23 protein-coding genes and 2 pseudogenes are annotated in these 22528 nt (G+C 48.1%); 16 read left to right on the top strand and 9 right to left on the bottom strand.

Annotation, left to right across the window (positions count from 1 at the left end; translation table 11 throughout):
• Positions 1–44: 44 nt before the first annotated feature.
• Positions 45–1403: a glutathione-disulfide reductase gene (gene gor, locus HRE53_RS15475; protein ID WP_235107097.1), complete on the bottom strand. Its 1359-nt coding sequence runs from the start codon at positions 1401–1403 to the stop codon at positions 45–47.
• A 112-nt stretch (positions 1404–1515) separates the two neighbouring features.
• Positions 1516–2089, bottom strand: a pseudogene (locus HRE53_RS15470) (peroxiredoxin).
• A gap of 202 nt (positions 2090–2291) precedes the next feature.
• Between HRE53_RS15470 and HRE53_RS15465 the strand changes: the two are divergent.
• The 3 genes from HRE53_RS15465 (at position 2292) to HRE53_RS15455 (ending at position 3734) form a co-directional block, all read left to right on the top strand.
• Complete coding sequence (locus HRE53_RS15465) at positions 2292–2711, top strand: Fur family transcriptional regulator (RefSeq protein ID WP_212664221.1); 420 nt, start codon at positions 2292–2294, stop codon at positions 2709–2711.
• 102 nt (positions 2712–2813) lie between these two features.
• Positions 2814–3215, top strand: coding sequence for a nuclear transport factor 2 family protein (locus HRE53_RS15460; protein WP_235107096.1), 402 nt, complete (start codon positions 2814–2816; stop codon positions 3213–3215).
• 45 nt (positions 3216–3260) lie between these two features.
• Entirely contained in the window at positions 3261–3734 is a 474-nt protein-coding gene (locus HRE53_RS15455) for a GNAT family N-acetyltransferase (RefSeq protein WP_235107095.1), read from the top strand.
• Between the two features lie 41 nt (positions 3735–3775).
• On the opposite strand, the gene HRE53_RS15450 is transcribed toward HRE53_RS15455, so the two are convergent.
• The gene (locus HRE53_RS15450; RefSeq protein WP_235107094.1) at positions 3776–4657 is read right to left on the bottom strand and encodes an SDR family oxidoreductase; all 882 of its coding nucleotides are present in this window, start codon (positions 4655–4657) and stop codon (positions 3776–3778) included.
• A gap of 135 nt (positions 4658–4792) precedes the next feature.
• On the opposite strand from HRE53_RS15450, the gene HRE53_RS15445 reads away from it, so the two are divergent.
• From HRE53_RS15445 to HRE53_RS15430, 4 genes are all read left to right on the top strand, one after another.
• Entirely contained in the window at positions 4793–5167 is a 375-nt protein-coding gene (locus tag HRE53_RS15445; protein ID WP_235107093.1) for a hypothetical protein, read from the top strand.
• 232 nt (positions 5168–5399) lie between these two features.
• The gene (gene bchM, locus HRE53_RS15440) at positions 5400–6092 is read left to right on the top strand and encodes a magnesium protoporphyrin IX methyltransferase (RefSeq protein WP_235107092.1); all 693 of its coding nucleotides are present in this window, start codon (positions 5400–5402) and stop codon (positions 6090–6092) included.
• 10 nt (positions 6093–6102) lie between these two features.
• On the top strand, positions 6103–6417 hold the full coding sequence (locus HRE53_RS15435; RefSeq protein WP_235107091.1) for a hypothetical protein: 315 nt from the start codon (positions 6103–6105) through the stop codon (positions 6415–6417).
• 59 nt (positions 6418–6476) lie between these two features.
• Positions 6477–7433, top strand: a complete 957-nt coding sequence (locus tag HRE53_RS15430; RefSeq protein ID WP_235107090.1) for a 3'(2'),5'-bisphosphate nucleotidase — start codon at positions 6477–6479, stop codon at positions 7431–7433.
• A gap of 15 nt (positions 7434–7448) precedes the next feature.
• Here the strand turns inward: HRE53_RS15430 and HRE53_RS15425 are convergent, their stop codons facing one another.
• Positions 7449–8141 (bottom strand): hypothetical protein, encoded by a 693-nt coding sequence (locus tag HRE53_RS15425; RefSeq protein WP_235107089.1) that lies wholly within the window; start codon positions 8139–8141, stop codon positions 7449–7451.
• Positions 8142–8387: 246 nt separating this feature from the next.
• On the opposite strand from HRE53_RS15425, the gene HRE53_RS15420 reads away from it, so the two are divergent.
• Positions 8388–9467, top strand: coding sequence for a phytoene/squalene synthase family protein (locus HRE53_RS15420; RefSeq protein WP_212664213.1), 1080 nt, complete (start codon positions 8388–8390; stop codon positions 9465–9467).
• 292 nt (positions 9468–9759) lie between these two features.
• Complete coding sequence (locus HRE53_RS15415) at positions 9760–10359, top strand: superoxide dismutase (protein ID WP_235107088.1); 600 nt, start codon at positions 9760–9762, stop codon at positions 10357–10359.
• Positions 10360–10423: 64 nt separating this feature from the next.
• Here HRE53_RS15415 and HRE53_RS15410 read toward each other — a convergent pair whose 3' ends face one another.
• Together HRE53_RS15410 and HRE53_RS15405 are read right to left on the bottom strand one after the other, a co-directional pair.
• Positions 10424–10618: a chlorophyll a/b-binding protein gene (locus HRE53_RS15410; protein WP_235107087.1), complete on the bottom strand. Its 195-nt coding sequence runs from the start codon at positions 10616–10618 to the stop codon at positions 10424–10426.
• Between the two features lie 77 nt (positions 10619–10695).
• Positions 10696–11778, bottom strand: a complete 1083-nt coding sequence (locus HRE53_RS15405) for a succinate dehydrogenase/fumarate reductase iron-sulfur subunit (protein WP_235107086.1) — start codon at positions 11776–11778, stop codon at positions 10696–10698.
• Between the two features lie 538 nt (positions 11779–12316).
• Here HRE53_RS15405 and HRE53_RS15400 point away from each other — a divergent pair.
• Complete coding sequence (locus tag HRE53_RS15400; RefSeq protein WP_212664209.1) at positions 12317–12700, top strand: AbrB family transcriptional regulator; 384 nt, start codon at positions 12317–12319, stop codon at positions 12698–12700.
• Between the two features lie 129 nt (positions 12701–12829).
• Here HRE53_RS15400 and cbiE read toward each other — a convergent pair whose 3' ends face one another.
• Positions 12830–14086 (bottom strand): precorrin-6y C5,15-methyltransferase (decarboxylating) subunit CbiE, encoded by a 1257-nt coding sequence (gene cbiE / locus HRE53_RS15395; protein WP_235107085.1) that lies wholly within the window; start codon positions 14084–14086, stop codon positions 12830–12832.
• Complete coding sequence (locus HRE53_RS15390) at positions 14086–14706, bottom strand: cobalt-precorrin-8X methylmutase (RefSeq protein ID WP_235107084.1); 621 nt, start codon at positions 14704–14706, stop codon at positions 14086–14088. Before HRE53_RS15390 ends, cbiE begins: the two co-directional genes overlap by 1 nt.
• Positions 14707–14916: 210 nt before the next feature.
• Between HRE53_RS15390 and holA the strand changes: the two are divergent.
• From holA to dusA, 6 genes and pseudogenes are all read left to right on the top strand, one after another.
• A pseudogene (gene holA / locus HRE53_RS15380) lies at positions 14917–15964 on the top strand (DNA polymerase III subunit delta).
• 137 nt (positions 15965–16101) lie between these two features.
• On the top strand, positions 16102–16551 hold the full coding sequence (locus tag HRE53_RS15375; RefSeq protein WP_235107081.1) for a DUF4168 domain-containing protein: 450 nt from the start codon (positions 16102–16104) through the stop codon (positions 16549–16551).
• Positions 16552–16660: 109 nt separating this feature from the next.
• Positions 16661–17596, top strand: coding sequence for a glycine betaine ABC transporter substrate-binding protein (locus tag HRE53_RS15370; RefSeq protein WP_212664204.1), 936 nt, complete (start codon positions 16661–16663; stop codon positions 17594–17596).
• Between the two features lie 24 nt (positions 17597–17620).
• Complete coding sequence (locus HRE53_RS15365) at positions 17621–18226, top strand: DUF3038 domain-containing protein (RefSeq protein WP_235107080.1); 606 nt, start codon at positions 17621–17623, stop codon at positions 18224–18226.
• Between the two features lie 59 nt (positions 18227–18285).
• Complete coding sequence (locus tag HRE53_RS15360) at positions 18286–19827, top strand: DUF4335 domain-containing protein (protein WP_235107079.1); 1542 nt, start codon at positions 18286–18288, stop codon at positions 19825–19827.
• An 11-nt stretch (positions 19828–19838) separates the two neighbouring features.
• Positions 19839–20843, top strand: a complete 1005-nt coding sequence (dusA, locus tag HRE53_RS15355; protein ID WP_235107078.1) for a tRNA dihydrouridine(20/20a) synthase DusA — start codon at positions 19839–19841, stop codon at positions 20841–20843.
• A gap of 24 nt (positions 20844–20867) precedes the next feature.
• Here the strand turns inward: dusA and HRE53_RS34905 are convergent, their stop codons facing one another.
• A complete protein-coding gene (locus tag HRE53_RS34905) occupies positions 20868–22442 on the bottom strand; it encodes a 2-phosphosulfolactate phosphatase family protein (RefSeq protein ID WP_315875741.1) in 1575 nt (524 codons plus the stop codon).
• Positions 22443–22528 lie beyond the last annotated feature (86 nt).

Here is a 22528-nt window from a genome sequence, read left to right as displayed (position 1 = left end):
CTGAGCTTAAAGTGCCCCCTCAATTCTAAAAAGTGACATTTTGCTTAGCGCATTGTTACAAATTCTTCGGCAGAACTCGGGTGAATGCCGACAGTAGCGTCAAACTGGGCTTTTGTGGCTCCCATCTTGACTGCGATCGCGACCCCTTGAATAATTTCTCCCGCATGGTCACCTACCATATGTGCCCCCAGAACCTGATCGGTTTCGGTATTAACAATCAGTTTCATCAGCGTTTTCTCATCATGGTTGGGGAGGGTGTAATACATGGGGCGGAAGCGACTCCGATACACCTTGATATTGTCCTCACCATATTTTTCTTGGGCCTCTGTTTCCGTGAGTCCAACGGTGGCTGCTTCTGGGGTGGTGAAGATGGCCGTCGCCACATTGTCATAGCTCATCTGGCGAGAATTTCCGCCAAAATGGGTATCCGCAAAGGCACGTCCTTCATTAATTGCAACGGGCGTTAAATTGATTCGATCTGTACAATCACCGACAGCATAAATATTGGGTTCCGCTGTTTGGCTATAGTCATCCACTGAGATCGCACCACCGTCTACTTCTATCGCCGTGTTTTCAATCCCCAATCCCTCTAAGCTAGGGATACGGCCTGTTGCTGCTAGGCTTACAGCATCCGCCAGGATGGTTTCTTCGGCATTGTCCGCCTGCTTAACGGTGATTTGGAGACCCGTATCAGATTTGGCAATGGCAAGATCCGTCATATTATTCAGCACTCGGATGCCATGCTTCTGCATCGCCTCTTGAATTTCTGAGCGGATATCGTCGTCAAAGCCGCGCAAAATTTTGTCAGCCCGAATCATCAACGTCACGTCCGACCCTAATCCCTTGAGAATGCAGGCAAACTCAATACCGATATAGCCACCACCGAGGACAACTAGATGTTTAGGCTGCTCTTTCAGGTTGAAAATATCGTCTGACGTGATGGCATGTTCGATGCCGGGAATACTGTCCGGCTTGACGGGCTTACCCCCCACCGCTACTAAAATTTTATCGGCGGTTACCTTTTGATCACCAATGGTCACCGTATGGGCATCCACTAACGCCGCTCGACCACGATAAACCTCGACTTTAGAGTTATCCAGCATCTTCTGATAGATGCCATTGAGTCGAGTTACTTCATCATTCACTGCCGTGATCATTTTGAGCCAGTCCAATTTACTCTCGACTGGGCTCCAGCCATACCCCGTGGCAGCATCAAACTGAGAAGGGAAGTGAGAAGCATAGACCATCAGCTTTTTCGGTACACAGCCTCGATTGACGCAGGTGCCACCCAAACGGTCATATTCTGCAATGCCTACTTTGGCACCATATTGAGCTGCTCGCCGGGCCGTTGCAATACCACCCGAGCCCGCACCAATCACAAACAAATCATAGTCATAACTCATCGTCTTCCCTCCTTTGCAGATTTAATTGCGTTTCACTTTAGCCTAATCAATCCAAGACACAACAGAGCGGGTCAGCCGACCCACTCCATCGTTGGACGTTGGCCCAAGATATTTAGCCAACCGCAGCAGCCGTAGTTGCTGCATTGGCATGGACACCCTTGAGATAGGCCAACATCGTATCGGCATCAGATACTTCAAAGGGGTCTGTAGGGCAGTTATCGCCATAATCAGCTTCGATAAACATTTTTTCGATTTTGCCATCATTGACAACCATCGAATAGCGCCAAGAGCGCATGCCGAAGCCTAGGTTAGATTTGTCCACCAACATGCCCATCTTGCGAGTAAACTCACCATTGCCGTCGGGAAGTAAGAAAACATTCTTAGCACCTTGATGCTTGCCCCATTGGAACATCACAAATGCATCATTAACCGAAAGGCAGATGACACCATCAACCCCTTGGGCTTTAATTTCTTCGTATAGTTCCTCATAGCGAGGTAAGTGTGTCGATGAGCAAGTGGGGGGTAAATGCACCGGGTAGGGAGAACACAACCACTCGCTTACCACCAAAAATATCCTGGGTGGTTTTGTCTTCCCAACGATAGGGGTTGGGACCGGAAACGGACTCATCCCGAACTCGGGTCTTAAAGACGACGTCAGGTACTCGCTCAGTTGCAAATACAGCCATGTTATTCCTCATGTGTTGGGGTGAACAGGTGTCGGCAATCGCCTCCACATATCTAAGAATAATTCTTATTTACGAATAATTCAATAGTAATATATACTTATTTTTTAAGAAATACTATATTTTATAGAAGCAATGCAAGTTTTGCCTCTATAATTGGTGAATAAATTGCCGCAATAGTATTTGCTGTTTTACAAAAAAAATAATGAAGCAGTCTGCCGACACCATCGTGCAAGTTTTAAAGGAGAAAGGTCTCCGAGTAACACCCCAACGTTATGCGGTGTATGCCAATTTGCTGTCTCGGACCGATCATCCAACCGTAGAACATCTACTACAGGATCTAAATCAGGATTTTCCCATTTCTTCTCAAGCGACGGTGTATAGCTCGTTGCAAGCCCTACGAGATGTAGGACTAGTACGAGAAGTCTTATTAGAAGAGGGCGTGTCCCGATATGACGCCAACGTCGATCCTCACCATCATTTCCGCTGTCGCCAATGTGGCGAAATTGAAGACATCTCTTGGAATTGTTTCCAAGAAATTAGTCTTAACAACCTTCGGCCTGGCTTAGAAGCCCAAACCTATGAGGTTACCGTGAGTGGCTTGTGCGATCGCTGCCAGTCCTAGGCGGTCGAGCTTGAATTTATTGTGACTCCTACACCCCAATTGATGTTGGGTCAAGGATGCCCCAATTGCAATCCGTTCTAACCGGTTACAAGTCTATTGCCCATGGCTCAGCCCCTCTCGTCTGACTTAGAGAAGCAAATTATTGAGGTTGAAGAACAGCTTCGCTTAGCCATGCTGACCTCTGATGTCGCAACCCTAGATCAACTGATTGCTGATGATTTAGTGTTTACCAACCATTTGGGCCAGGTCATCAGCAAACAAGATGATCTGGCCTTTCATCAATCCGGTCTCTGTCAATTTCAGACCATTGAGTATGCAGACCGACGCCTTCAACCCCTGGAAAACGGGGTGGCTGTCTTCGTGCGGGTGCAGTGGGCAGGTCTCTATGGCGAAATTTCTTTCCAGGACAATCTGCAATTTACCCGTCTATGGCAGCGTTCCCCTCAAGGCTTGTGGCAGGTGATCGTCGGCCATAGTAGCGTGATTCAGAGCAATATACATTAACCTTCTGGACAAAAAGATTGACCTAAAATTCCGGGATGTGCCGCCATGCCAGAAGCCTCTCTTACTATCCGCTCCGCAACTCCCACAGATGATGAACTGATTGCCCAGCATTTTTACCAAATGTGGCGGGATAACCAGGTGCCTACAGAGCAGATTCGACCGGACTGGCAAACCGTCACCCTAGAGTTCTTAGCAACGGCCCGTGATCAATTAGGTTATCAAGGATATATCGCCTCTCTTGATGCAGCAATGGTCGGGTCGGTGGGCTGTCAATTATTTTCTGGGTTATATCCATCCCTGATCAGGCCAGATCAACGTCACTATGGCTACATTTGGGGTGTCTATGTGGAAGCGGCTTATCGTCGCCAAGGGATTGGTCGCCAACTGACTGAGGTGGCTGTGGAGTATTTGCGATCGCAACACTGTACCCACGCCATCCTCCATGCCTCTCCTTGGGGCAAACCCGTCTACGAGCAGATCGGATTTATCCCCTCTAACGAAATGCGCTTGGAGCTTTAGCTGATGACTCACGTTCCCTCCAGCTGAAATCAAAGTCAGGTTTAGTTTGACGGTGGACCCGGCTGCCAATCCCCTAATCCAAATTTCCGCATCAAAATTCGATCCAATAGTCGAGTTGGTAGCCACCGTTTTAATAATGGCAAGGTGCGACTTTTGTTGCCAATGGCAATTTCAGGAGGCAGCCGATCCGAGTGCTGAATACGATGTACCAACTTTTGGGCCAAGACAGCCGCAGGAGTCGCCTGGTTCTGAGACGCTAGCGCCCGTGCCTGAATTTGAGGTGCGAGCTGCTGATAGCGAGAGTTGGCAGAGAACAACCGTTCAGCCATCTGGGATGCCGTTTGCCCAAACTGGGATTGAATCGCCCCGGCTCGAACCGTCACGACCTGAATCTTAAAAGGGGCCAGTTCCATTCGCAATGCATCGGATAACGCATGCAGGGCCGCTTTGGAAGCACAGTAAGAACCCGCAAAAGGCGTACTCATTACCCCTGACACACTTCCCAAATTGAGGACCAGTCCCCCATGCCCCATCAAAGGCACCACCTGCTGGATGAGATGGATCGGTGCAAACACATTGGTTTGAAATTGGTTCACCAACTCGCCATTGGGAATATCTAGCAACGGCCCCATCACCCCATAGCCCGCATTATTCACGAGAATATCGATTCCCTGGGTCTCGGCAACCAGGGTATCGATGGCAGTGGCTATCTCTGCAGGACAGGTGACATCTAACTTCAATGTGGCAATCCCTGGTTGGGCAAGTGCCTCTATATCGGCCAGGTTCCGAGCAGTTGCGTAGACTTGATAGCCTTGTTGCCGAAACTCAAGGGCTAGAGCTTTGCCAATTCCAGAGGAACATCCCGTAATCAACACCACTTTAGCCGACGAACTCGATGGGTTTTGAGGTGGGGGGACGACCATAAGACCGATGCAGTAATCATAAATTGACCGTCAATCGTTGAAAAATATTGAGCGTAGGTTTAGGTTAAGCCAATCTGGGTATGGACTGTGATACAAGTCAAGATATACATCAATACTTCTGTTGAGTTTTTGCTGATGACCTCACAATTCTCGTTGCCACAGATACCCCTTCCAGCCCTACCGTTGAAGGCGCTGCTTCGCAAGAGCTTACTCTTTGTCTTAGTGGGAGGGATGGTGCTGTTTAGTCTACCGGCTCCTGCCCATGCAGCGATCTGTCGGAATATTAAAGGTCGCCGCATTTGTGAAGCGTCCTTGAACCGCACCGCCAAAAATTATTGGGAATATCGGGCCATCGTCACCATTGATGGAGCCAGACAACCTCGAGAGACCTATGACTGTCGCGATCGCATTCGCATCACAGCCGATGGTACGGCCATTCCATTTACCGATGATGATCCACATCCATTAGTCTGTCGACTCTATAACAAAAGATATAAAACAAGGCGCTAAACGCCTGGATTAGGAGCCTACTCTAATATCCACGGTGTTGTACCCCAAACTCTACTGACCAAGGTGACAACTCGCGAATCATCCTAAAACGTCTGTCTTAATCCTCCCCAAAGAGAAAGGCGCATGCTCCTTTCCTTTTAAGGATGGTTCAATATTGGGTGGTGCAAAAAATCCCTGATTGTCCAATTTTCTGCAACCATAGAGGATTGAGACCTGTGTCAGTAATATACCCATGCCTACCACCAACGATAAAGCCGTTGTCCAAGATTATTTCAATACCGTTGGTTTCGACCGTTGGCGGCGGATTTATGGCGACGGTGATGTGAATAAAGTCCAAAAAGACATTCGCGTCGGTCATCAACAAACCGTCGATACGGTTCTCTCCTGGCTAAAGGCCGATGGAGATTTATCAGGACAATCCTTTTGCGATGCGGGCTGTGGCGTGGGGAGCTTGAGCATCCCCCTCGCAGAGAAGGGTATTCAGGTCTCGGCTAGCGATATTTCCAAAAAAATGGTGGAAGAGGCCCAGACTAGAGCACAACAAATATTAGGCCAAGGTCAAAACCCCAACTTCAGCGTTCAGGATTTAGAGACCTTATCTGGTAGTTATGACACGGTTATTTGTCTCGATGTATTGATTCACTATCCCGACCAAAAAGTACCGGAAATGATCAATCATTTAGCATCCTTAGCCAACTCTCGGCTCATCCTGAGCTTTGCCCCCTGGACCATTGGGTATATGTTGCTAAAGAAAATTGGCAGCTTCTTCCCAGGTCCGAGCAAAACCACTCGGGCTTATCTACACCGAGATTTTGATATTTGCGACATTTTGCGATCCCAAGGGTGGACCATCGAGCGCAAAGCTATGACTAAAACCAGCTTTTATTTCTCCCGCCTGATTGAAGCCAAGCGCCCAGAAGCATAGCAGATTCAACATGCGAGCACGGCTCGACCAAGATCTGATCATCCTCCACAACGAGGACCTACCCAAGTTTAAGAAAGGTGGGTCCGTAGTTCGCAACAGCTATTTTTGGGCGATGCGAGCAATTGCCGGCCATGCCCCACGGCATGGAGATTGGGAATATGAAGCAGAAGTCTGGCTAGCCCTGCAGCGGGTCTTATTAGCGTTTCAAGAATCTGGCTACCTCGGATTGCGAGAAACCCAATTAGAGTTTCCACCGGACTTTTACGACATTCCCCCCTTATTGAAAAGCGTCTCCACCTGGGCCGAACCTCTGTCTTCAGATTGACTGGTTTCACCCTTTCGAATCAGCTATGGTAGACATTGCCCTGTTGACGCTACGTGATTATGCCCTACGAATCTGAGAAACAAATCGCTATCCAAGCTGTACAAGCGGCAGCCCAACTTTGCGAACAAGTTCGGCGCGAAATTGTCCCAGAAGCCATTGAGAAGAAAGATAAAAGCCCGGTAACCGTGGCTGACTTTGGCGCTCAAGCGCTCATTTGTCGGGCCCTCTCCACTGCCTTCCCCCAAGATGCCGTGGTGGGTGAAGAGGATGCTGCAGAATTGCGGACCCCTGAGATGGCCGAGCGCTTGGCCCAGGTCACCCAATATGTTCAGGCCATTGTCCCCGATGCCACTGCCGAACAAGTGACAGACTGGATTGACCATGGCAATGGTCAAGTCGCCTCACGTTACTGGACCTTGGACCCCATTGACGGCACCAAAGGTTTTTTGCGGGGAGACCAATATGCGATCGCATTAGCCTTAATCGAAGATGGCGAAATTAAAGTGGGCGTTTTGGGCTGTCCGGCTCTCTCTTTTACAGAGGGTCAAACCGGATTAATGGGCGTTGCCGTGCGCGGAGCAGGTGCAACCCTATCTCCTTTAGCAGGTGGCACCCCTCAATCGATCCAAGTAGTCTCTGCGGAGCAATCTGACAATCTCCGCTTTGTGGAAAGCGTGGAATCCGGTCATGGCGATCAGTCTCGCCAAGCCGCCGTTGCTAAAGCTGCAGGTATCACCCAAGACTCCTTACGCATGGATAGTCAAGCCAAATATATGGCGGTTGCCGCTGGGGAAGCAGCCCTCTATTTGCGACTGCCCTCTCCGAAAACTCCTGACTATCGCGAGAAAATCTGGGATCACGCTGCAGGGGTGATTTTAGTGGAAGAATCAGGCGGTCGAGTGACGGATATCGCCGGTAAGTCCCTCGATTTCTCCTTAGGGGCAAAACTGGTAAATAACCAAGGGGTCGTCGTCAGCAATGGCAGCATCCACGATCCGGTGCTGGCTGCTCTCTAAGCCTCAATCCAGCATTCAGGGCTTAAAAATCTCAGTTGTAACTTTCTCCAATTGTTTAAGCCCTTTGAGAGATCCTCGAATCAGACGCAGGGCGGGCAAGGGCTGGCGCAGCATTCCCATCGCTAAGGGAAACGTTTGCAGGTGCCCTTCCGGGCTAATCGCTCCATTCAAATCCGGTAAATCATGGTGGATATCATCGCTGATCACCCGCACAATGCCCAGAGCAATCTGCGTAGACTTTAAACCCGACAACAACGCAAACCCCTCCATATCCACGACATCCGCTTGATGAGTCTGGGCTAGCTGTCGTTTTTCGGCGGTGGTATTAATGATGCGATCGCAACTCACTCCCGTGACCGGTATCACGGTCCCCGAGAACCGTTGGGATAGACTCAGGAAAATCTGTGGATCACAAGTCATTGGAACGTCCATCGCCTGGGTACCGTCAATACAAGTCTGGCAGGTAGTCACATCACCCACTGAAAGCTGATGGGTCAAACTTCCGCCTAAGCCCATTAAGAGAGCATTAGGAGAGGTCGTCCCAAGAGACTTCTGGAGCCATTGCTGGAGAAACTGGGTTACCCCCTGGGGACCCACGGGAATGGGCACAACAGTTGTAGAGTTAACCCCTGCAGCTTTTAACCCCTTACAGACCGACCGATACTCTGCTCCTTGGGGCACAAACACAAGATCAATCTGAGATGGCATGAGAATTAGTCTCCAGCGATGGAATAAAAAAAGCCTGAACAGGCCATGCTTTCAGCCGTTCACAATTAAAAGGACAGATATAAAACTCTCACACTACTTCTGTAATTTGAGAGGTCCGTATGCTATGTTCACTCGGAGACAGGTATACATACTCATTAGGCGATGAGTGGTTCTGTCCCTAAAGACCTCTGTGGCCGTGGTGTGATTTGCATTTTGAGTTTTGGTTTAAAGCAGGAGTGAACGATTATGGTACAAATGGCCCTGGAGTCTCCCACCGATCATCGGCAAGTTGAACGCTTTTGCCAAGAGATCTTGCCACAAGTCTCTCGCACCTTTGCCTTAAGTATTCGGTTTTTACCCGGCAACTTAGGACGTGCCGTCCTCTGTGGCTACCTACTGGCTAGAATTGCTGACACCATCGAAGATGATCCCATCGCCACCATAGAATCCAAAATCAGACTCTTGGACAAATTTTTAGTCTGCTTCGATGATCCAGCCCGGGCAGATGTTTTTCCCCAAGCGGTCGGAACCCTCGAAGGGGAAGCGGCCCATCTACATCTCGTCGAAAATACCCACCTTGTTTTTGCACTGTTTCGCAGCTTACCCGCCAAATCACAACAGACCCTACAACATTGGATTACAGAAATGGTGCAGGGGATGCAAAAGTTCGTCAAACTGCATGCCCAAGGCATCCGGATTAAAACCCTGGAAGAATATCAAGAATATTGCTACTACGTCGCGGGTACCGTCGGCTATCTGCTCACGGATTTATGGTTTGAGCATTCTCCCAGCGTCGATTTTGCCACTTACCATACCCTGCGGCAGACCTGTGCAGCCTTTGGTGAAGGGCTACAAACCGTCAATATTCTCAAGGATATTGCTTGGGATGCCGAACATGAAAATTCCATCTATGTCCCCCAAGATGCTTTAGAGGCCCATGGCAGCAGTCATGCAAAACTGTTGGATCCTGAGTTTCTGACCCAGAATCATGCAGCCATCAAATCTTTGGTAGAACTGGCTTGGTCCGACTTGGATAAAGCAGCCCAATATTTGATGGAGATCCCCCGGTCTGCCATCCCTATTCGACTATTCTGCATCTTGCCCCTGGTGTTTGCCTATGCAACCCTGCGGGATATCACCGGGTCAACCGCAATGCTCAAATCAGGTGGGAATATCAAAATTTCCAGAGCTGAGGTCAAGTCTTTAATCATGGTGGGTCCCTTCACGGTCTTGAGTAACTTCACCATCCGCCGACTCATTGACCAAGTCCGCCAGCAACCTTTCCTCTGGGGCAATAAGAACACCTCGTTCAAGAAAGTGGCTTAGCATCTCAGGACATTTCAGACATTGAAACACGCTTGAGTTAAGACCTATGGTTAGATCAAGCATCCGTAACCAGTAAACATTTTCTAGCTGCGATACGGCCACACCTCCTATCTCCACCTCAAGATAGACCGAGAAGACTGGGGATGAGTGATAGGATAATTTGGCGATCTTTGAGAGAACACAGGCTATACAGCTGTTACAACCGTATAGCCAAACCGCATTAGGGTCGTTTCATGATCGCCATGGTCATGAAAAGGCCCACTGAACATATTTTCAAGAGAGGATGAACTGCATGGTTTACCAACTACCTGATCTGCCCTACGATTACAGCGCTTTAGAACCCCATATTTCTGCCCGAACCCTAGAATTTCACCATGACAAACACCATGCAGCTTATGTGACCAAGTGTAATGGCATGACCAAGGATACTCCGATGGATGATATGTCCATTGAGGAAGTCATCCAGTCTGCCTACAAGGATTCTGCCAAAGCTGGCCTTTTTAACAATGCGGCCCAAGCTTGGAATCACAGCTTTTATTGGAACTCCATGAAGCCCGGCGGCGGTGGTTTGCCCGGTGGCGCATTAGCGGCCCAAATTAATACCGATTTTGGCAACTACGATAACTTTAAGGCTGCTTTTAAGGAAGCTGGTGGAACTCAGTTTGGCAGCGGTTGGGCTTGGCTCGTCCTAGAAAATGGCAAGCTAAAAATCACCAAAACCCCCAATGCTGAGAATCCTTTGGTCCATGGGCAAACCCCTTTGCTCACCATGGATGTTTGGGAACATGCCTATTATCTAGATTTCCAAAACAGCCGTCCTGGCTATATTGATACCTTTCTATCTAGCTTGGTCAACTGGGACTTTGCCGCCCAGAATTTTGCTGCAGCCTAATCGAATAACTCGATAGGCTACCTTATCTAGAGTTAAAAGAGGCGCTTTAAGGCGCCTCTTTTGATTACCGCAATCCCACCCAAGTAAAGAAGTCTTGGCGGGTAATTAGTTCTAGTAAAAGTAGAGCCATAAACCCCACCATGGCAAAGCGGCCATTAATCCGCTCTGCATAACCTGTCCACCCAAACCCAGGTTCAGGGGCGGTCTCTAGCTCTGTTGAGGGGGTTTGATCCGGCTCCGGGACGTTTGAAGAACTCATAAACAAAGCAGAAAAGGACTTCAGGATCTTAACGGAATTTTCTTGCGATCGCACCGCGGATACCTTGGCAATCTGCTTTATTTTCCAAACTTCTGTTCCGACTCATTGCGATCGGCTGAATCATTCTGAGACTGAGCTACCTTAGATTGCCGCTTCTTAACCGCATCAATCAGCCCTCTCACTTCAGCCGTCCCGGTTGAAGCATCAAACTTAATCGGCAGTTTTTGACGCCGGAGCATCTGTCCAGCTAAAGGTATAAGGCTGAAAAGACCTGGAAGATCCTTAAAGTTATTGCCCACCACTTTTAGCCCAAATTTCCGCTCATCGATCCAGCCCCCTTCTTGGACTAAATCCACTAAGACACGCCGATGGCGAAGGGGACGACTATCAGGAAGCGTCGGGTTAGCCAGCACCTGAGATTTGATTTTACTAATCTGATCAAGGGGGGCAACTCCCATAGGGCAAACCGTATTGCAATTGAAACAACGGGTACAGCCCCAGACCCCTTGGATATCCTGATTATATTGTTCCAGGCGCTGCTCCGTCGCTTGATCACGAGTATCAGCTAACAATCGATGGGCTTTCGCCAAAGCATGGGGCCCCACAAAAGAAGCATTATCTGGAAGCGCATTACAGTCGGAATAACAGGCTCCACATAAAATACAATTACCCATTTGATCGAGTTTGCTGCGATCTTCTGGAGACTGGAGAAACTCCCGTTCCGGCACTTGTCGGCTCGCAGAACTTACATAAGGTTCAACCTGTTCCAGATTTTGCCAAAACTGATCCATGTCTACGACTAAGTCTTTAATGACTGGCATATTCCCCATGGGAGCAATTTCAATCACAGGAATTGAATCTGAATTCTCAAGGTCTGAGTCCGCTGGATTCTGTTCACTTGCGACTGAATGAGAATGGGCTAATTCTGCTTTCACATTCTGTTGACAAGCCAATGCCGCCCGATGATTAATCCGCATACTGCAGCTACCACAAATGGTATTTCGACAGTTTTTTCGAAAAGCAAGAGACCCATCCTGCTGCCATTTAATCAAATTCAAACAGTCCAGAATGGTGGTACTCGGGTCTACGTCTAACTGATAGGTCTGGACTTTGACTTCACCTTGTCGCTGTTGACGAGTTATTTTGAACAGAACTTGCATGATTTCATGCCTAAGAACTTTGAGTGATTATCAATTTTTCTGTTATATTTGTCGAGTTTTCTGAAAAGTCTAAAGAAAGATTGCCTTTAGTAAAGGTATACGGACATCCCTACAGGCATATTATTATTACGATCAATGTATCACAGGTAAATAATCTCTATGGAAGTCTCCATATTATTGTTCTACCTTTGTACAAGTTCGAAGAAGTTTAGTATGTCTTAGAGAGACACCGACTTTCTCTAACCTAAAAAATTAGGTTTGGCAAAACCTTTTGCTAAATAAGAGCAGCAAAATCTTTCCTCTCTAGATGGAAGACGATATATCATCGACCTATCTTTCATCGATAAAAAATTAGTTGCTAATTAAAAAGAAACCGTTAGAATAATATTTAGAAAGCAATTCGTTTTCTTTTTGCTACAATTGCAATAGTTTAAAATAAGGTCTAGTTGTTGGAATTTATCATCCAGCTTTAAAGATCTACCCCCAAGCAGAAACGCTTCTGTTTCTCTACACGTTGATTGCAAGGATATTTTTGTAGATGGCAACCGATACCGAAACGACGCCTTTGACTGGCAAAGCACTCTTGCAAAAAGTTAAAGAACTTCAGCACTTGTCTCGCCGTGAAAAGGCTAAACGATGCGGATATTATTCGATTACAAAGAATAAGCAAACCCGCGTTAATCTCGGCGAATTTCTCAATGCCGTTATTGAAGCAAGAGGGATTGATCTCAATCCTGATGGCTCCAAAGATGGGCGTGGACGGGAACCGACATATCGGGTCAGTGTGCATAAGAATGGCCAAATTGTAATTGGCTCTACCTATACTCAAGCAATGGGATTAAAACCAGGCGATGAGTTTTCAATTAAGTTGGGATATAAGCATATTCATCTTATTCAAGTCGATGAAGATGAAGACATATAAGGCCCGCTACTAAGTCTTAGGGTTTGCTTCTGTTCTCTTTTACCTAAAATTTGGCATAAACAGCAGATTAATTCAGAGTCTCATGCATTGCTCATAAATGCGTTATTTAACAGGAGCTCTATCTAACCTCTAGTTAGGGTTTCTGCTGGCTCTGATCAACATGACTGGGTTTAATGGGGTTAATCGAGTCATTGATGCAATAGGGACAGAACGTGATAGCTGAATTTGCAGATGTTCTACTACCCAATGAGACGTATCAAACCACTTGCTAGCAGTATAAAAATTTTCTAAGGTCGCCAAACTTAAAACGATCACACCTGATGGGTCAAGTCTCGTTTGGCAGTAATTCAAGATCTCCTGAAGATGCCCTCCACTTCCTCCAATAAATATTCGGTGAGGGTCAGGCAAATTATTTAATACAGCGGGTGCTTCACCCAAAACGATATGAACATTGTTCACCTGAAAATGTTGACAATTTTGGTGGATAAGCTGGGTTCCTAAAGCTGTTTTTTCAACGGCATAAACTTGGGAGCTTGGAACCATTCGAGCGGCTTCTATCGCAACTGAGCCTGTGCCCGATCCAATATCCCAAATTATTTGATGTTCTTGCAGCTGTAATTCCGCCAATGCCAGAACTCGAATTTCTCGCTTGGTCATTAACCCAGGTCGATCGACAAAGCTATAAAAAGCCTGATCCGGCAGTCCAAGGATGGGTAAAGAGGCTAGATCAGATATATCCTGCTTTTCTCGGTTATGGCGTAGTAAAACGACCACATTTAGGGCTGAGAATTGTAGATTGATCAGGTTCTGGGGTTCAAATTTTTGAATGCATTCGTCTGCACCTTCTAGATTTTCACACACCCAAAATTCGTAGTGGATGGGTAGGTTTAAACCCAGGAATAATTTTGCGATCGCAGCAGGCGTATTATTATGATCCGTCAACACCGCAATTTTACTCACTCCCTTTTGCCAGGCTGTGACCAGCGGAGCCAGGGAACGCCCATGCACACTAATCACTTCAGCATCTTGCCACGGCACCTTGAGGCGGTTGAAGGCAATTTGGACAGAACTGAGGTAAGGATGAAAACACAATAAATCAGCCGCAAAGGTTTGCAGCAACAGACGGCCAAACCCAAAAAAGAGCGGATCTCCAGACGTTAGCACCACCACAAGTGGGTTTAGAGCCTGATCTAAATGCTGTTGAATGGCCTCCAACCCTTGAGCAAAGTGAGTAAGAGCAATGCGTTTCCCGGGGTGCAACGGAAAGTAGTGGAGATGTCGTTCACTGCCGACTAGAACAGTGGCTTGATCAATCAAAGTATGCAAATGGGGTTGCAACCCTTGTCCACCAGCCAGCCCAATCCCAATAACGTGAATGGGAGTCATCAGAGGGTATTCCTTTGTTGCCATGCCAGGGTTAACAGTGCATTCGTAATTGCCGCGGCAACAGGCGATCCCCCTTTTCGACCTTCCGTCCGAATATGGGGAATCCCAGACTGAGCTAATGTTGATTTGGCTTCAATCACACCAATAAAACCCACCGGTACACCAATAATCAGAGGTGGCAGTTCCGATGCGGTAGCAAGCTGTTGGCAGAGGGCCAATAAGGCTGTTGGCGCATTGCCAATCACATAAATAGCCTGGGGATGAGCTTGCAGACATTGAAGCATGCCAGTTTCTGTCCGAGTTTGTCCCAAAGGAGGAGATTGGCAGGCATCTACTGCAGTGACAATCGGATTTTGAAAGGTTTGTTGAACGACCGTTTGAATCCCAATGGAAACCATATTCACATCGGTGACAATGGGGGTGCCGGAGGCTAATGCCGCGGTGGCAACTGCAACCACATCGGGGCTAAACCGCAACAGCTCTCGAAACTCAAAATCCGCTGTACTGTGAATGACACGGCGCAAGACAGCATATTGCTCATCAGAAAAATTATGGGGGCCAATTTCCCGATCGATTGTGGCAAAGCTCTGCTGCAAAATCGGATGAAGGATAAGCGTCATGTCACAACGACATCAAAGACCAACACCTTACTCTACTGCCATTCCTCCGCCATTCTTCACTCGTCCATCTGCAAAGATTGTTAGGGATACTCCAGTCAGCCGCTGCCCCATATGCCTGCCTGCACCCCAGAAAAGGGCATCCTAACCCATAGACAGGATCGCTTTGTCCCTCCACACTATTCATAATGTTGGTAGTCACACCACATTGCTATGCCAGTTTATTTATTTTGGGGAGAAGATACTTATCGCTTGTCCAAAGCGGTTCAAGACCTGCATCAAGCGGTCTTAGATCCCGATTGGCAAAGTTTCAACCTGGATAAAATAGATGTTTCTTCTGGATCCGATGGCACAGCATCGGTGATTCAAGGTCTGAACCAAGCCATGACGCCACCGTTTGGTTTCGGACAACGCCTTGTCTGGTTAACCAATCCTTTAGTGGGAGCAACAGCCGATCTACTCCCCGAATTTGAACGCACGCTCCCCGCACTCCCCCCCCACCTCCCACTTGCTATTGACTCAAACCACTAAACCCGACGGTCGCAGCAAGTTGACGAAATTATTACAAAAACAGGCTCAAGTCACTGAGTTTGCCCTGATTCCTCCTTGGAAAACGGCTCAGATTTTGCAAATGGTCAAACGGGCAGTCCATGATTTGGATGTGCCGTTAACCCAAGCTGCTGGAGAACAACTCGCCGAGGCAGTAGGCAATGATACCCGTCGTCTCTACGGAGAGCTAGAGAAATTAAAGCTGTATTCATTATCCTCGTCTGCCCAAAATAAACGGATCGGTTTAGAGATCGTTCAGCATTTGGTCTCTTCCACCACTCAGAACAGTTTGCAGTTAGCTGAAACCATTCGCCAAGGACAAACAGATCAGGCATTGGGATTAGTGGCTGAGCTCCTAAATCTGAATGAACCAGGTTTGAAAATTGTAGCGACCCTGACACGGCAATTTCGGACTTGGTTATGGGTCAAACTGATGGTGGTCTCAGGAGAGCAGGATGAACGGATCATTGCTCGATCCGCTGAAGTCGGTAATCCCAAACGAATCTATTTTCTCAAGCAAGCCGTCCAAACCGTGACATGTCAGCAACTTCGTCACTCTCTATCCTGTCTCCTAGATTTGGAAGTTGCCCTAAAGCAAGGTGAAGAAACCCGCTCAACTTTAATCACAACCGTCGTGAAAATGAGTCAAATTTGCCAATCGACTCCAGTTGTGCCTGAAGACCGTCAGGGTCAGAGGAATCGGAACCTTTGAGATTACTTCTATCGATCCGTAATTCAACGAACGCTGGAACTTCCCCAGAAAAAATGATTCAAGATAGTTATACCGATACTACTCCAAGTTTGTTGGGATTATTAGGGTTCATGTCAACATTTACACGGCAAACATACATGTTCAAACCTCTTATCAACACCCGTTTGGGGTGGGTGTTGCTTTTAGCATCTTGCAGTTGGTTGAGTGGTTTGGCACCCGGTCTCTCAGGGAATCTATCGACCTTCACATGGTCATCTAATGCGGCCGCCCAAAGTCAGCCCAAATACGAGAAGCTATTAGGGAAATATGCAGAGGCTATTTTACAAATGGAACCTCTGCGGTTGCAATCTTACCAACAAGTGCAACAACTCATGGGCGGGGCTCTGCCCAAAAACATTTGTAAGCAATCTGATTTAGTGGCACCGGTCAACAATATTTGCGATCGCTTTTTCAACGAATCTGCAGAAATTATCCGTAGCCATGGTCTATCTTTGACAGACTTCAATGCCATTACAGAAGAAGTCCGTAAGAATAAGTCCCTCAAGAATCAACTGGATGACGAGCTCATCCGCCGCAAAGGAAATTAATTGACTTCAGTCTTCACTATCAATCGATCCCAGCCTTGATCTTGCCTCGGTCTCGGAAGGTGGAATAATAGCAACACATGTTGGTTGAAGGTAAAGGGTAATCTCGCAGTTGGCTAAATTTTCTCAGACACCTTGGGGACGGTTCGTATCCTTAGTTGCGATCGCATTCCTCACTGGCTTCACTATCGTGGCTTGCCAGGTCGGCAGTGGCGACCAAGCCACCGATAATGTCATTCGGGTGGGGTCTAAAGACTTTACAGAGCAGTTCATTTTAGGTGAACTCTATGCCCAACTGCTGGAGGACCAGGACTTAGCAGTAGAACGGAAATTCAACTTAGGGGGTGCCCCCATTGCCCAAGCAGGATTGATCAAGGGCGATATTGACCTCTATCCGGAGTATACGGGCACAGCCTTATTGACCATCTTAAAAGAACCCAGTAACACCAACCCCAAACAGGTTTTTGATACAGTTGCTAAAGCCTATGAAAAAGACTTCAACTTAGTGTGGCTCAATCCGGCTCCGATGAACAACACTCAGGCTTTGGTGGTGACCGCCGCAACCGCAAAAAAGTATCAACTAGAAACCATTTCTGACTTTGCCAAGCAGGCGAAGAAGCTGCGAATGATTGGCCCACCGGAATTTGAAGCTCGGGCAGACGGACTACCAGGACTCCAAGCCACTTACGGAGCCTTCAAACTCAAAGACTATATCGCCACAGATCCAGGCTTACGCTATCAGACATTGCAGTCTGGTCAGGCAGACATTGCCGTTGGTTTTGGCACCGATGGAGAGATTGACGCCCTAGGCTTAGTGGTTTTAAAAGATGATCGAGATTTGTTTCCCCCTTATCAAGTGGCACCTGTCGTTCGGCAACCAGTCTTAAAAGCCTATGCTAAAGTCAAAGGTACCCTCAACGCCCTCGCCCCCAAGTTAACGGACGAAACCATGCGCCGTCTAAACTATGAGGTCAGTGGCAACCGCCAAGAACCCCGAGCAGTGGCCCAACAGTTCCTCCAAGAAACAGGACTCATCTCTCCTGCCTAAGCTGGTTTAGGCCCTGTGTTAGACATGGACATTTCCCTTCACAACCCAGCATCAGATCAGGGCAAGCTTGTCTCTTTCCCCCTCACAGAAACTGCCCAACCCAATCGGTCGCAACTTGACAATATTAAAGCCCAGTTGGATCTGGTACTGCTAGCCCTAGAAGCGTTAGTAGGCATTGGTTCTGAAGCAGTTCTTCAAGCTGCTGCCGATCTCAATCTCCAGGATGTCGTCAGCGATCGCGTATCCCTGTGGCGCCTAAGACAATCGAATCCGCTTCGCCGAGGCACAGGTGGACGCAAAAAACTGGATATAGAAGAAGCCCGGTCCCTCGTAATGATCAGCTGTCACCTCGCCCACCAACATCAAAGCTTAATCCGAGAAGCCGTAGAATTATTAGAGTCTGTTGCAGAAACGGAGCAACCCTTTCATCAAGTCGCTTTATTGGGAGATTACTTAGATAACTTCACCAACACCTATCAAGACCGGATGACGGAGGACACCTTATCCATGGGTGCCCTGACAGATCTGGCCTTAAAGTTACTAATAGATTTGTTATTCTATAGCAACAACCAAGGTCCACGGCGATTGTGGATGGCCCTTCTCGATCGGGCAAATCATGTAGAAGGATAAACTCTGCAGTTGCTTTCTATCAATCAACCCAGATTGGCCACCCGTGTTTACGCAAAGCGATGCCTTCTATCTCTCGGCAATATCACCCTCAAAGTTGCAGCTTAGAAATTACGGCTCAAACCTCACCCCTGTCTCGGTGGGCAAAACGGCCGATCTTGAAATCTGTCAATTTCTTGCTGAGTTTTCGAGGGCTCTCTGGACAAAATCATGAGCCCTTAGAAGTTAGGGGCAACCATGAACAGCTACAACTCCTCTCGGAAACCGTGACTCATTATGTCCAGAATAGGCTTGGACAGTCCTTAGCCACATCTCCTGCCCATATTGCTGGACCAGAGCCAGAGGCAGAGACTCAATCCAACACTGCCTCGCAACTATCTTTATATCCTCGCAGCTTGGTCACCCACGATCTGGTTCTAGGACCACTTGCAACCAATGCGAACCATCAAACGATTTCCCTGAAAGCCTCACAACTGTTTGATTTAGTCTCTGCCTTAGATGACTGTACAGCCGAATTAGAAGTCCTCCCTGCCTCAGCACCTAGTCAACGACCTGCCATACCCGTATGGGCAAGCAGTGCAGCCGTTATCGTTTTAATGTTGGGAGTCTCTACTGCGACTTTACAACTGACCCAGCAGCAGCCCGAATCCAAACGAGATTGGGTGACTGCATCAGACAAACCAGACGACAATAGCCCCACAAAATCTGCGGATAAAGCTGAGGGGATTGCCGCTATTCCCAAGGACAGCACGACGGAAACATCCCAACCCCCACCTATTGTTCCGTCACCACCGTCTAGCATTCCTTTACCGGAGACCTCCCCTTCTACAGGTGTAGACCCAAGTAACCTTGAAAGTCCAGCACAACGACCACAACCTTCGCCTTCTATCATCGCCAGTGCACCTCGACCAAGGCCCTTTTCTCCACCTACCCCTGCAAAACCCAAAGCACTCAATCCACCACCCATATCTACCCAAAAAAAGCAGTTACCTAATCAGTCTCCACCGCCCCAGCAAGAAGTCTTAGGCGATCAAAAGACGAATAAACGGTTACGAGAATCAGTAGCGGTCTCCCCAGCCGATTCAAAATCTGTGCGGCCTCAGGCCAAACTCTCTGTTCCTCCTCCTGCTTCAGCACCAGCCCCTGCAGCCGAACCAGAACCCGCAAGCACCGCTGATACAATCGCCGCAGGATCAGATTTACATCAAGCTGACAATCTCAATGGCAACCGTCGAGCACCGGATCGTGCCCTCAATCGCTTAGGTCGGCAAGCTCCCACAAATGCTGAAGCTGCATACATTCCCCCTACATCGGTTCCTGCCCAAAATATTCGCCAATATTTCAAGCAGCGTTGGCAAGTTCCCTCAGGCCTAACGCAGCCCTTGCGATATCAGCTCACCTTGAATACCAATGGCTCTCTCAAACAAGTGACCCCCTTAGACAACATCGCCACTCAATATTTAGACAAAGTTCCTTTACCTAGGGTGAACCAGCCATTTATTGCTCCCCTAAAGCCGTCCCAATCACTCCAAGTTGAGCTGATCCTCAAGCCCGATGGCACGATGCAAATATTGGAGGGTATGGCTGACAACAAAGCCCCCTAATACGGATCAATATGGCCTTCTTATCCCCTTCTGAACGTCACTATCCCGTCAGTGTAGCGCCCATGATGGACCGCACCGATCGGCATTTTCGCTACTTTATGCGGCAAATCACCCAACGGACCTTACTTTATACAGAGATGGTGACGAGTGCCGCGATTTTAAATGGCGATCGCCATCATTTACTCGATTTTTCTCCCATTGAAAAACCCTTGGTCTTGCAAGTGGGCGGAGATAACCCCCAAGATTTAGCTGAATGTGCACGTATTGCAACAGACTGGGGATATGACGAAATCAATTTAAACGTAGGCTGTCCCAGTAGCCGAGTCCAAAATGGCCATTTTGGAGCTTGTTTGATGGCCCAGCCCGAGAAGGTTGCAGCCTGCCTGGAAGCCATGATGCAGGCCACCCACCTACCCGTATCCGTAAAGCATCGAATTGGTATTGATGAATGCGATCGCTATGAAGATATGGTCCACTTTGTCCAGACTGTGACTGCATCAGGCTGTCAAATTTTCAGTGTTCATGCCCGTAAAGCCTGGCTGCAAGGCTTAAGTCCCAAGGAAAACCGAGATATTCCACCTTTACGCTACGAAGATGTTTATCGATTAAAACAAGAACTTTCCCATCTCTGGATTGAAATCAACGGCGGGTTTACCCAGTTAGTTCAGGTGCAAAATCAATTACCCAAAGTAGACGCAGTCATGATTGGTCGAGCTGCCTATGATAATCCCTACCTCTTTACTACGGTTGATAGCGACTTTTACCACGAAAAGATTGCTGCTCCTTCTAGGCTAAAAGTTGCACAAGCCATGATGAACTACCTAGAGGAATGGAAGACGAAAGGGTTATTGAAACCCCACTCCATTACCCGCCATATGCTGCAATTGTTTTCAGGTCAACCTGGTAGCCGAGCTTGGAAGCGGCTATTGACTGAGCAAGGGTGTCGTCCGGATGCAGGCCCAGAAATCATCTATCAGGCATTAGACAAAGTTTTGACTATGCCAGGATTGACCTAGTAAACCACACTCTTAGCTGGTAATTTACTTTTCTTTTTTGTTGGGGACACGCTCATACCCAGGCTTAGTCTTCGTCATTTTGCCCCATAGCCCCTTCACATCCTTAAGCAGTGCTTCCCCCTTCTCTGCTATTTCTTTGGTATCAACCTTGGGTTTACCTGCATCTGACACTTTCTCTGCTGCTTTAGGTGCTGCCTTCTCTACCTTCGGCTCAGACTTTGCTGCTGGTGCATCAGCTTGGGGTGCAGATGAAGACTGCTCCTGCGGCTTATCCGCACTACTCTTCGGCTCTACCTTAGCCACAGAAGTCGACTTCTCGCTCTCATCCTTCGTAGCTACTTTCGGTGCCGTTGATACTGATGAGGACGCAACTTTAGGAGCGGGAGCAGTAGTATCTTTAGCCTCTGTCTTGGCCTTAGGAGCGGCTGCCATGGGTGTAGATTTAGTCTCTGCTTTGGGCTTCTCTTCTGTCTTGGCCTTAGGCTTAGCTTCTGCCTTAGGCTTAGCTTCTGCCTTAGGCTTAGTCTCTGTCTTAGACTTCACTTCCGCTTTCGCCTTAGGTTTTGCAGCTACCTTGGGTGCCCCATCTGTTAGAGATTTCGCTGCAGGCCCCTTCGATTTGGGCTTCGTCTCGACTTTAGAGGCTGGCTTATCTTTGCCCTTGGATTTGACGTCTGCTTTGGGCTTCCCGTCTTTCTCGTCTACTTTGGAAGCTGCTTTCTTCGATTTAGATGGCTTCTGCTCTTCTTCTTTGGCCTCAGGCGCTGGAGCTTCTATTTCTGGATTGGCGACTGCTGGCACGTTGACGGGCTTACGACCCACTAAGCGACCTAAGAATTCACAGGTCTTTTCAACAACACCTGCTTTACGCTGAACAAATATGCCCAGGCCTTTTTGAATCGGCAAGGTATCCAATACGTCTAACTGGGAGCAATAAGCGACATCGGCTTTACCCCGCATCTTTAATAGACGCTGACCATGACTGGCACTGGCTAATAATTCGGGTAGCTGGTCTTTCCACTGCCGAAATAATGAGACGGCGGCAATGGCTTCGTCATTTCCCGCTAGTTTACTGAGGGGGGTTTTGCCTACGGCTAAGATGCCGTCAATAATCGCACCGGCACATACGGTATCTTCGAGAGAATAACTGCCTTCCCAACCGGAAGCTACTAGCCAAACAGTCCCGGGACGCTTGGTGGCGAGATAGTTAACGACGGCCTGGCGGTTGGTCAAGGAGGCCATCAGGACTTTGGAGGCGTTCCGCACGCTTTCGGAACAGCGGGTCCCATTTGTTGTACTTAAAAATAATCGACGGCCTTCGGTATTCTCAGGGGTAAAGGCTAAGGGGGAGTTCCCAAATTCACAGGATTTGACTTTTCGACCGCCTCGTTCACCTGCCCGAATTCGCTTGTCTTCCTCTACTGTTTCGCTGGCTTCTAATAATGGTTCAATATCACTAAAAACTTGGACGGCGGATGCTCCGGCATTAATTGCTGCAGCGATGGTGCTGCTGGCTCTCAATACGTCGATAACAACGGCACAGCCGGGTAGACGATTATTGGGAATCTCTTCGGGGGTATGGTAAACGAATAATTTCACGGGATAAAGATGACCTATATCGTTATTTTCTATCGAGTTCTATTTTATGGGGCTTTGTTGCCACTTCTGCACGGTTTTTACCTTTT

The sequence above is a fragment of the Acaryochloris sp. 'Moss Beach' genome, from assembly GCF_021497025.1.
Classification (GTDB): domain Bacteria; phylum Cyanobacteriota; class Cyanobacteriia; order Thermosynechococcales; family Thermosynechococcaceae; genus Acaryochloris; species Acaryochloris marina_A.
This window is presented reverse-complemented; position numbering and strand designations above follow the sequence as displayed.

Bases quoted from the DNA above. Each gene is read 5' to 3' on its own strand.
- HRE53_RS15400 (WP_212664209.1), top strand. From the start codon at position 12,317: ATGGCAACCGATACCGAAACGACGCCTTTGACTGGCAAAGCACTCTTG.
- cbiE (WP_235107085.1), bottom strand. From the start codon at position 14,086: ATGACTCCCATTCACGTTATTGGGATTGGGCTGGCTGGTGGACAAGGG.
- HRE53_RS15360 (WP_235107079.1), top strand. From the start codon at position 18,286: ATGCCTTCTATCTCTCGGCAATATCACCCTCAAAGTTGCAGCTTAGAA.
- HRE53_RS15425 (WP_235107089.1), bottom strand. From the start codon at position 8,141: ATGCCATCTCAGATTGATCTTGTGTTTGTGCCCCAAGGAGCAGAGTAT.
- HRE53_RS15460 (WP_235107096.1), top strand. From the start codon at position 2,814: ATGGCTCAGCCCCTCTCGTCTGACTTAGAGAAGCAAATTATTGAGGTT.
- HRE53_RS15365 (WP_235107080.1), top strand. From the start codon at position 17,621: ATGGACATTTCCCTTCACAACCCAGCATCAGATCAGGGCAAGCTTGTC.
- HRE53_RS15375 (WP_235107081.1), top strand. From the start codon at position 16,102: ATGTTCAAACCTCTTATCAACACCCGTTTGGGGTGGGTGTTGCTTTTA.
- HRE53_RS15415 (WP_235107088.1), top strand. From the start codon at position 9,760: ATGGTTTACCAACTACCTGATCTGCCCTACGATTACAGCGCTTTAGAA.
- HRE53_RS15435 (WP_235107091.1), top strand. From the start codon at position 6,103: ATGCGAGCACGGCTCGACCAAGATCTGATCATCCTCCACAACGAGGAC.
- HRE53_RS15390 (WP_235107084.1), bottom strand. From the start codon at position 14,706: ATGACGCTTATCCTTCATCCGATTTTGCAGCAGAGCTTTGCCACAATC.
- gor (WP_235107097.1), bottom strand. From the start codon at position 1,403: ATGAGTTATGACTATGATTTGTTTGTGATTGGTGCGGGCTCGGGTGGT.
- dusA (WP_235107078.1), top strand. From the start codon at position 19,839: ATGGCCTTCTTATCCCCTTCTGAACGTCACTATCCCGTCAGTGTAGCG.
- HRE53_RS15465 (WP_212664221.1), top strand. From the start codon at position 2,292: ATGAAGCAGTCTGCCGACACCATCGTGCAAGTTTTAAAGGAGAAAGGT.
- HRE53_RS15420 (WP_212664213.1), top strand. From the start codon at position 8,388: ATGGTACAAATGGCCCTGGAGTCTCCCACCGATCATCGGCAAGTTGAA.
- HRE53_RS15430 (WP_235107090.1), top strand. From the start codon at position 6,477: ATGCCCTACGAATCTGAGAAACAAATCGCTATCCAAGCTGTACAAGCG.
- HRE53_RS15450 (WP_235107094.1), bottom strand. From the start codon at position 4,657: ATGGTCGTCCCCCCACCTCAAAACCCATCGAGTTCGTCGGCTAAAGTG.
- HRE53_RS15410 (WP_235107087.1), bottom strand. From the start codon at position 10,618: ATGAGTTCTTCAAACGTCCCGGAGCCGGATCAAACCCCCTCAACAGAG.
- HRE53_RS15405 (WP_235107086.1), bottom strand. From the start codon at position 11,778: ATGCAAGTTCTGTTCAAAATAACTCGTCAACAGCGACAAGGTGAAGTC.
- HRE53_RS15445 (WP_235107093.1), top strand. From the start codon at position 4,793: ATGACCTCACAATTCTCGTTGCCACAGATACCCCTTCCAGCCCTACCG.
- bchM (WP_235107092.1), top strand. From the start codon at position 5,400: ATGCCTACCACCAACGATAAAGCCGTTGTCCAAGATTATTTCAATACC.
- HRE53_RS15455 (WP_235107095.1), top strand. From the start codon at position 3,261: ATGCCAGAAGCCTCTCTTACTATCCGCTCCGCAACTCCCACAGATGAT.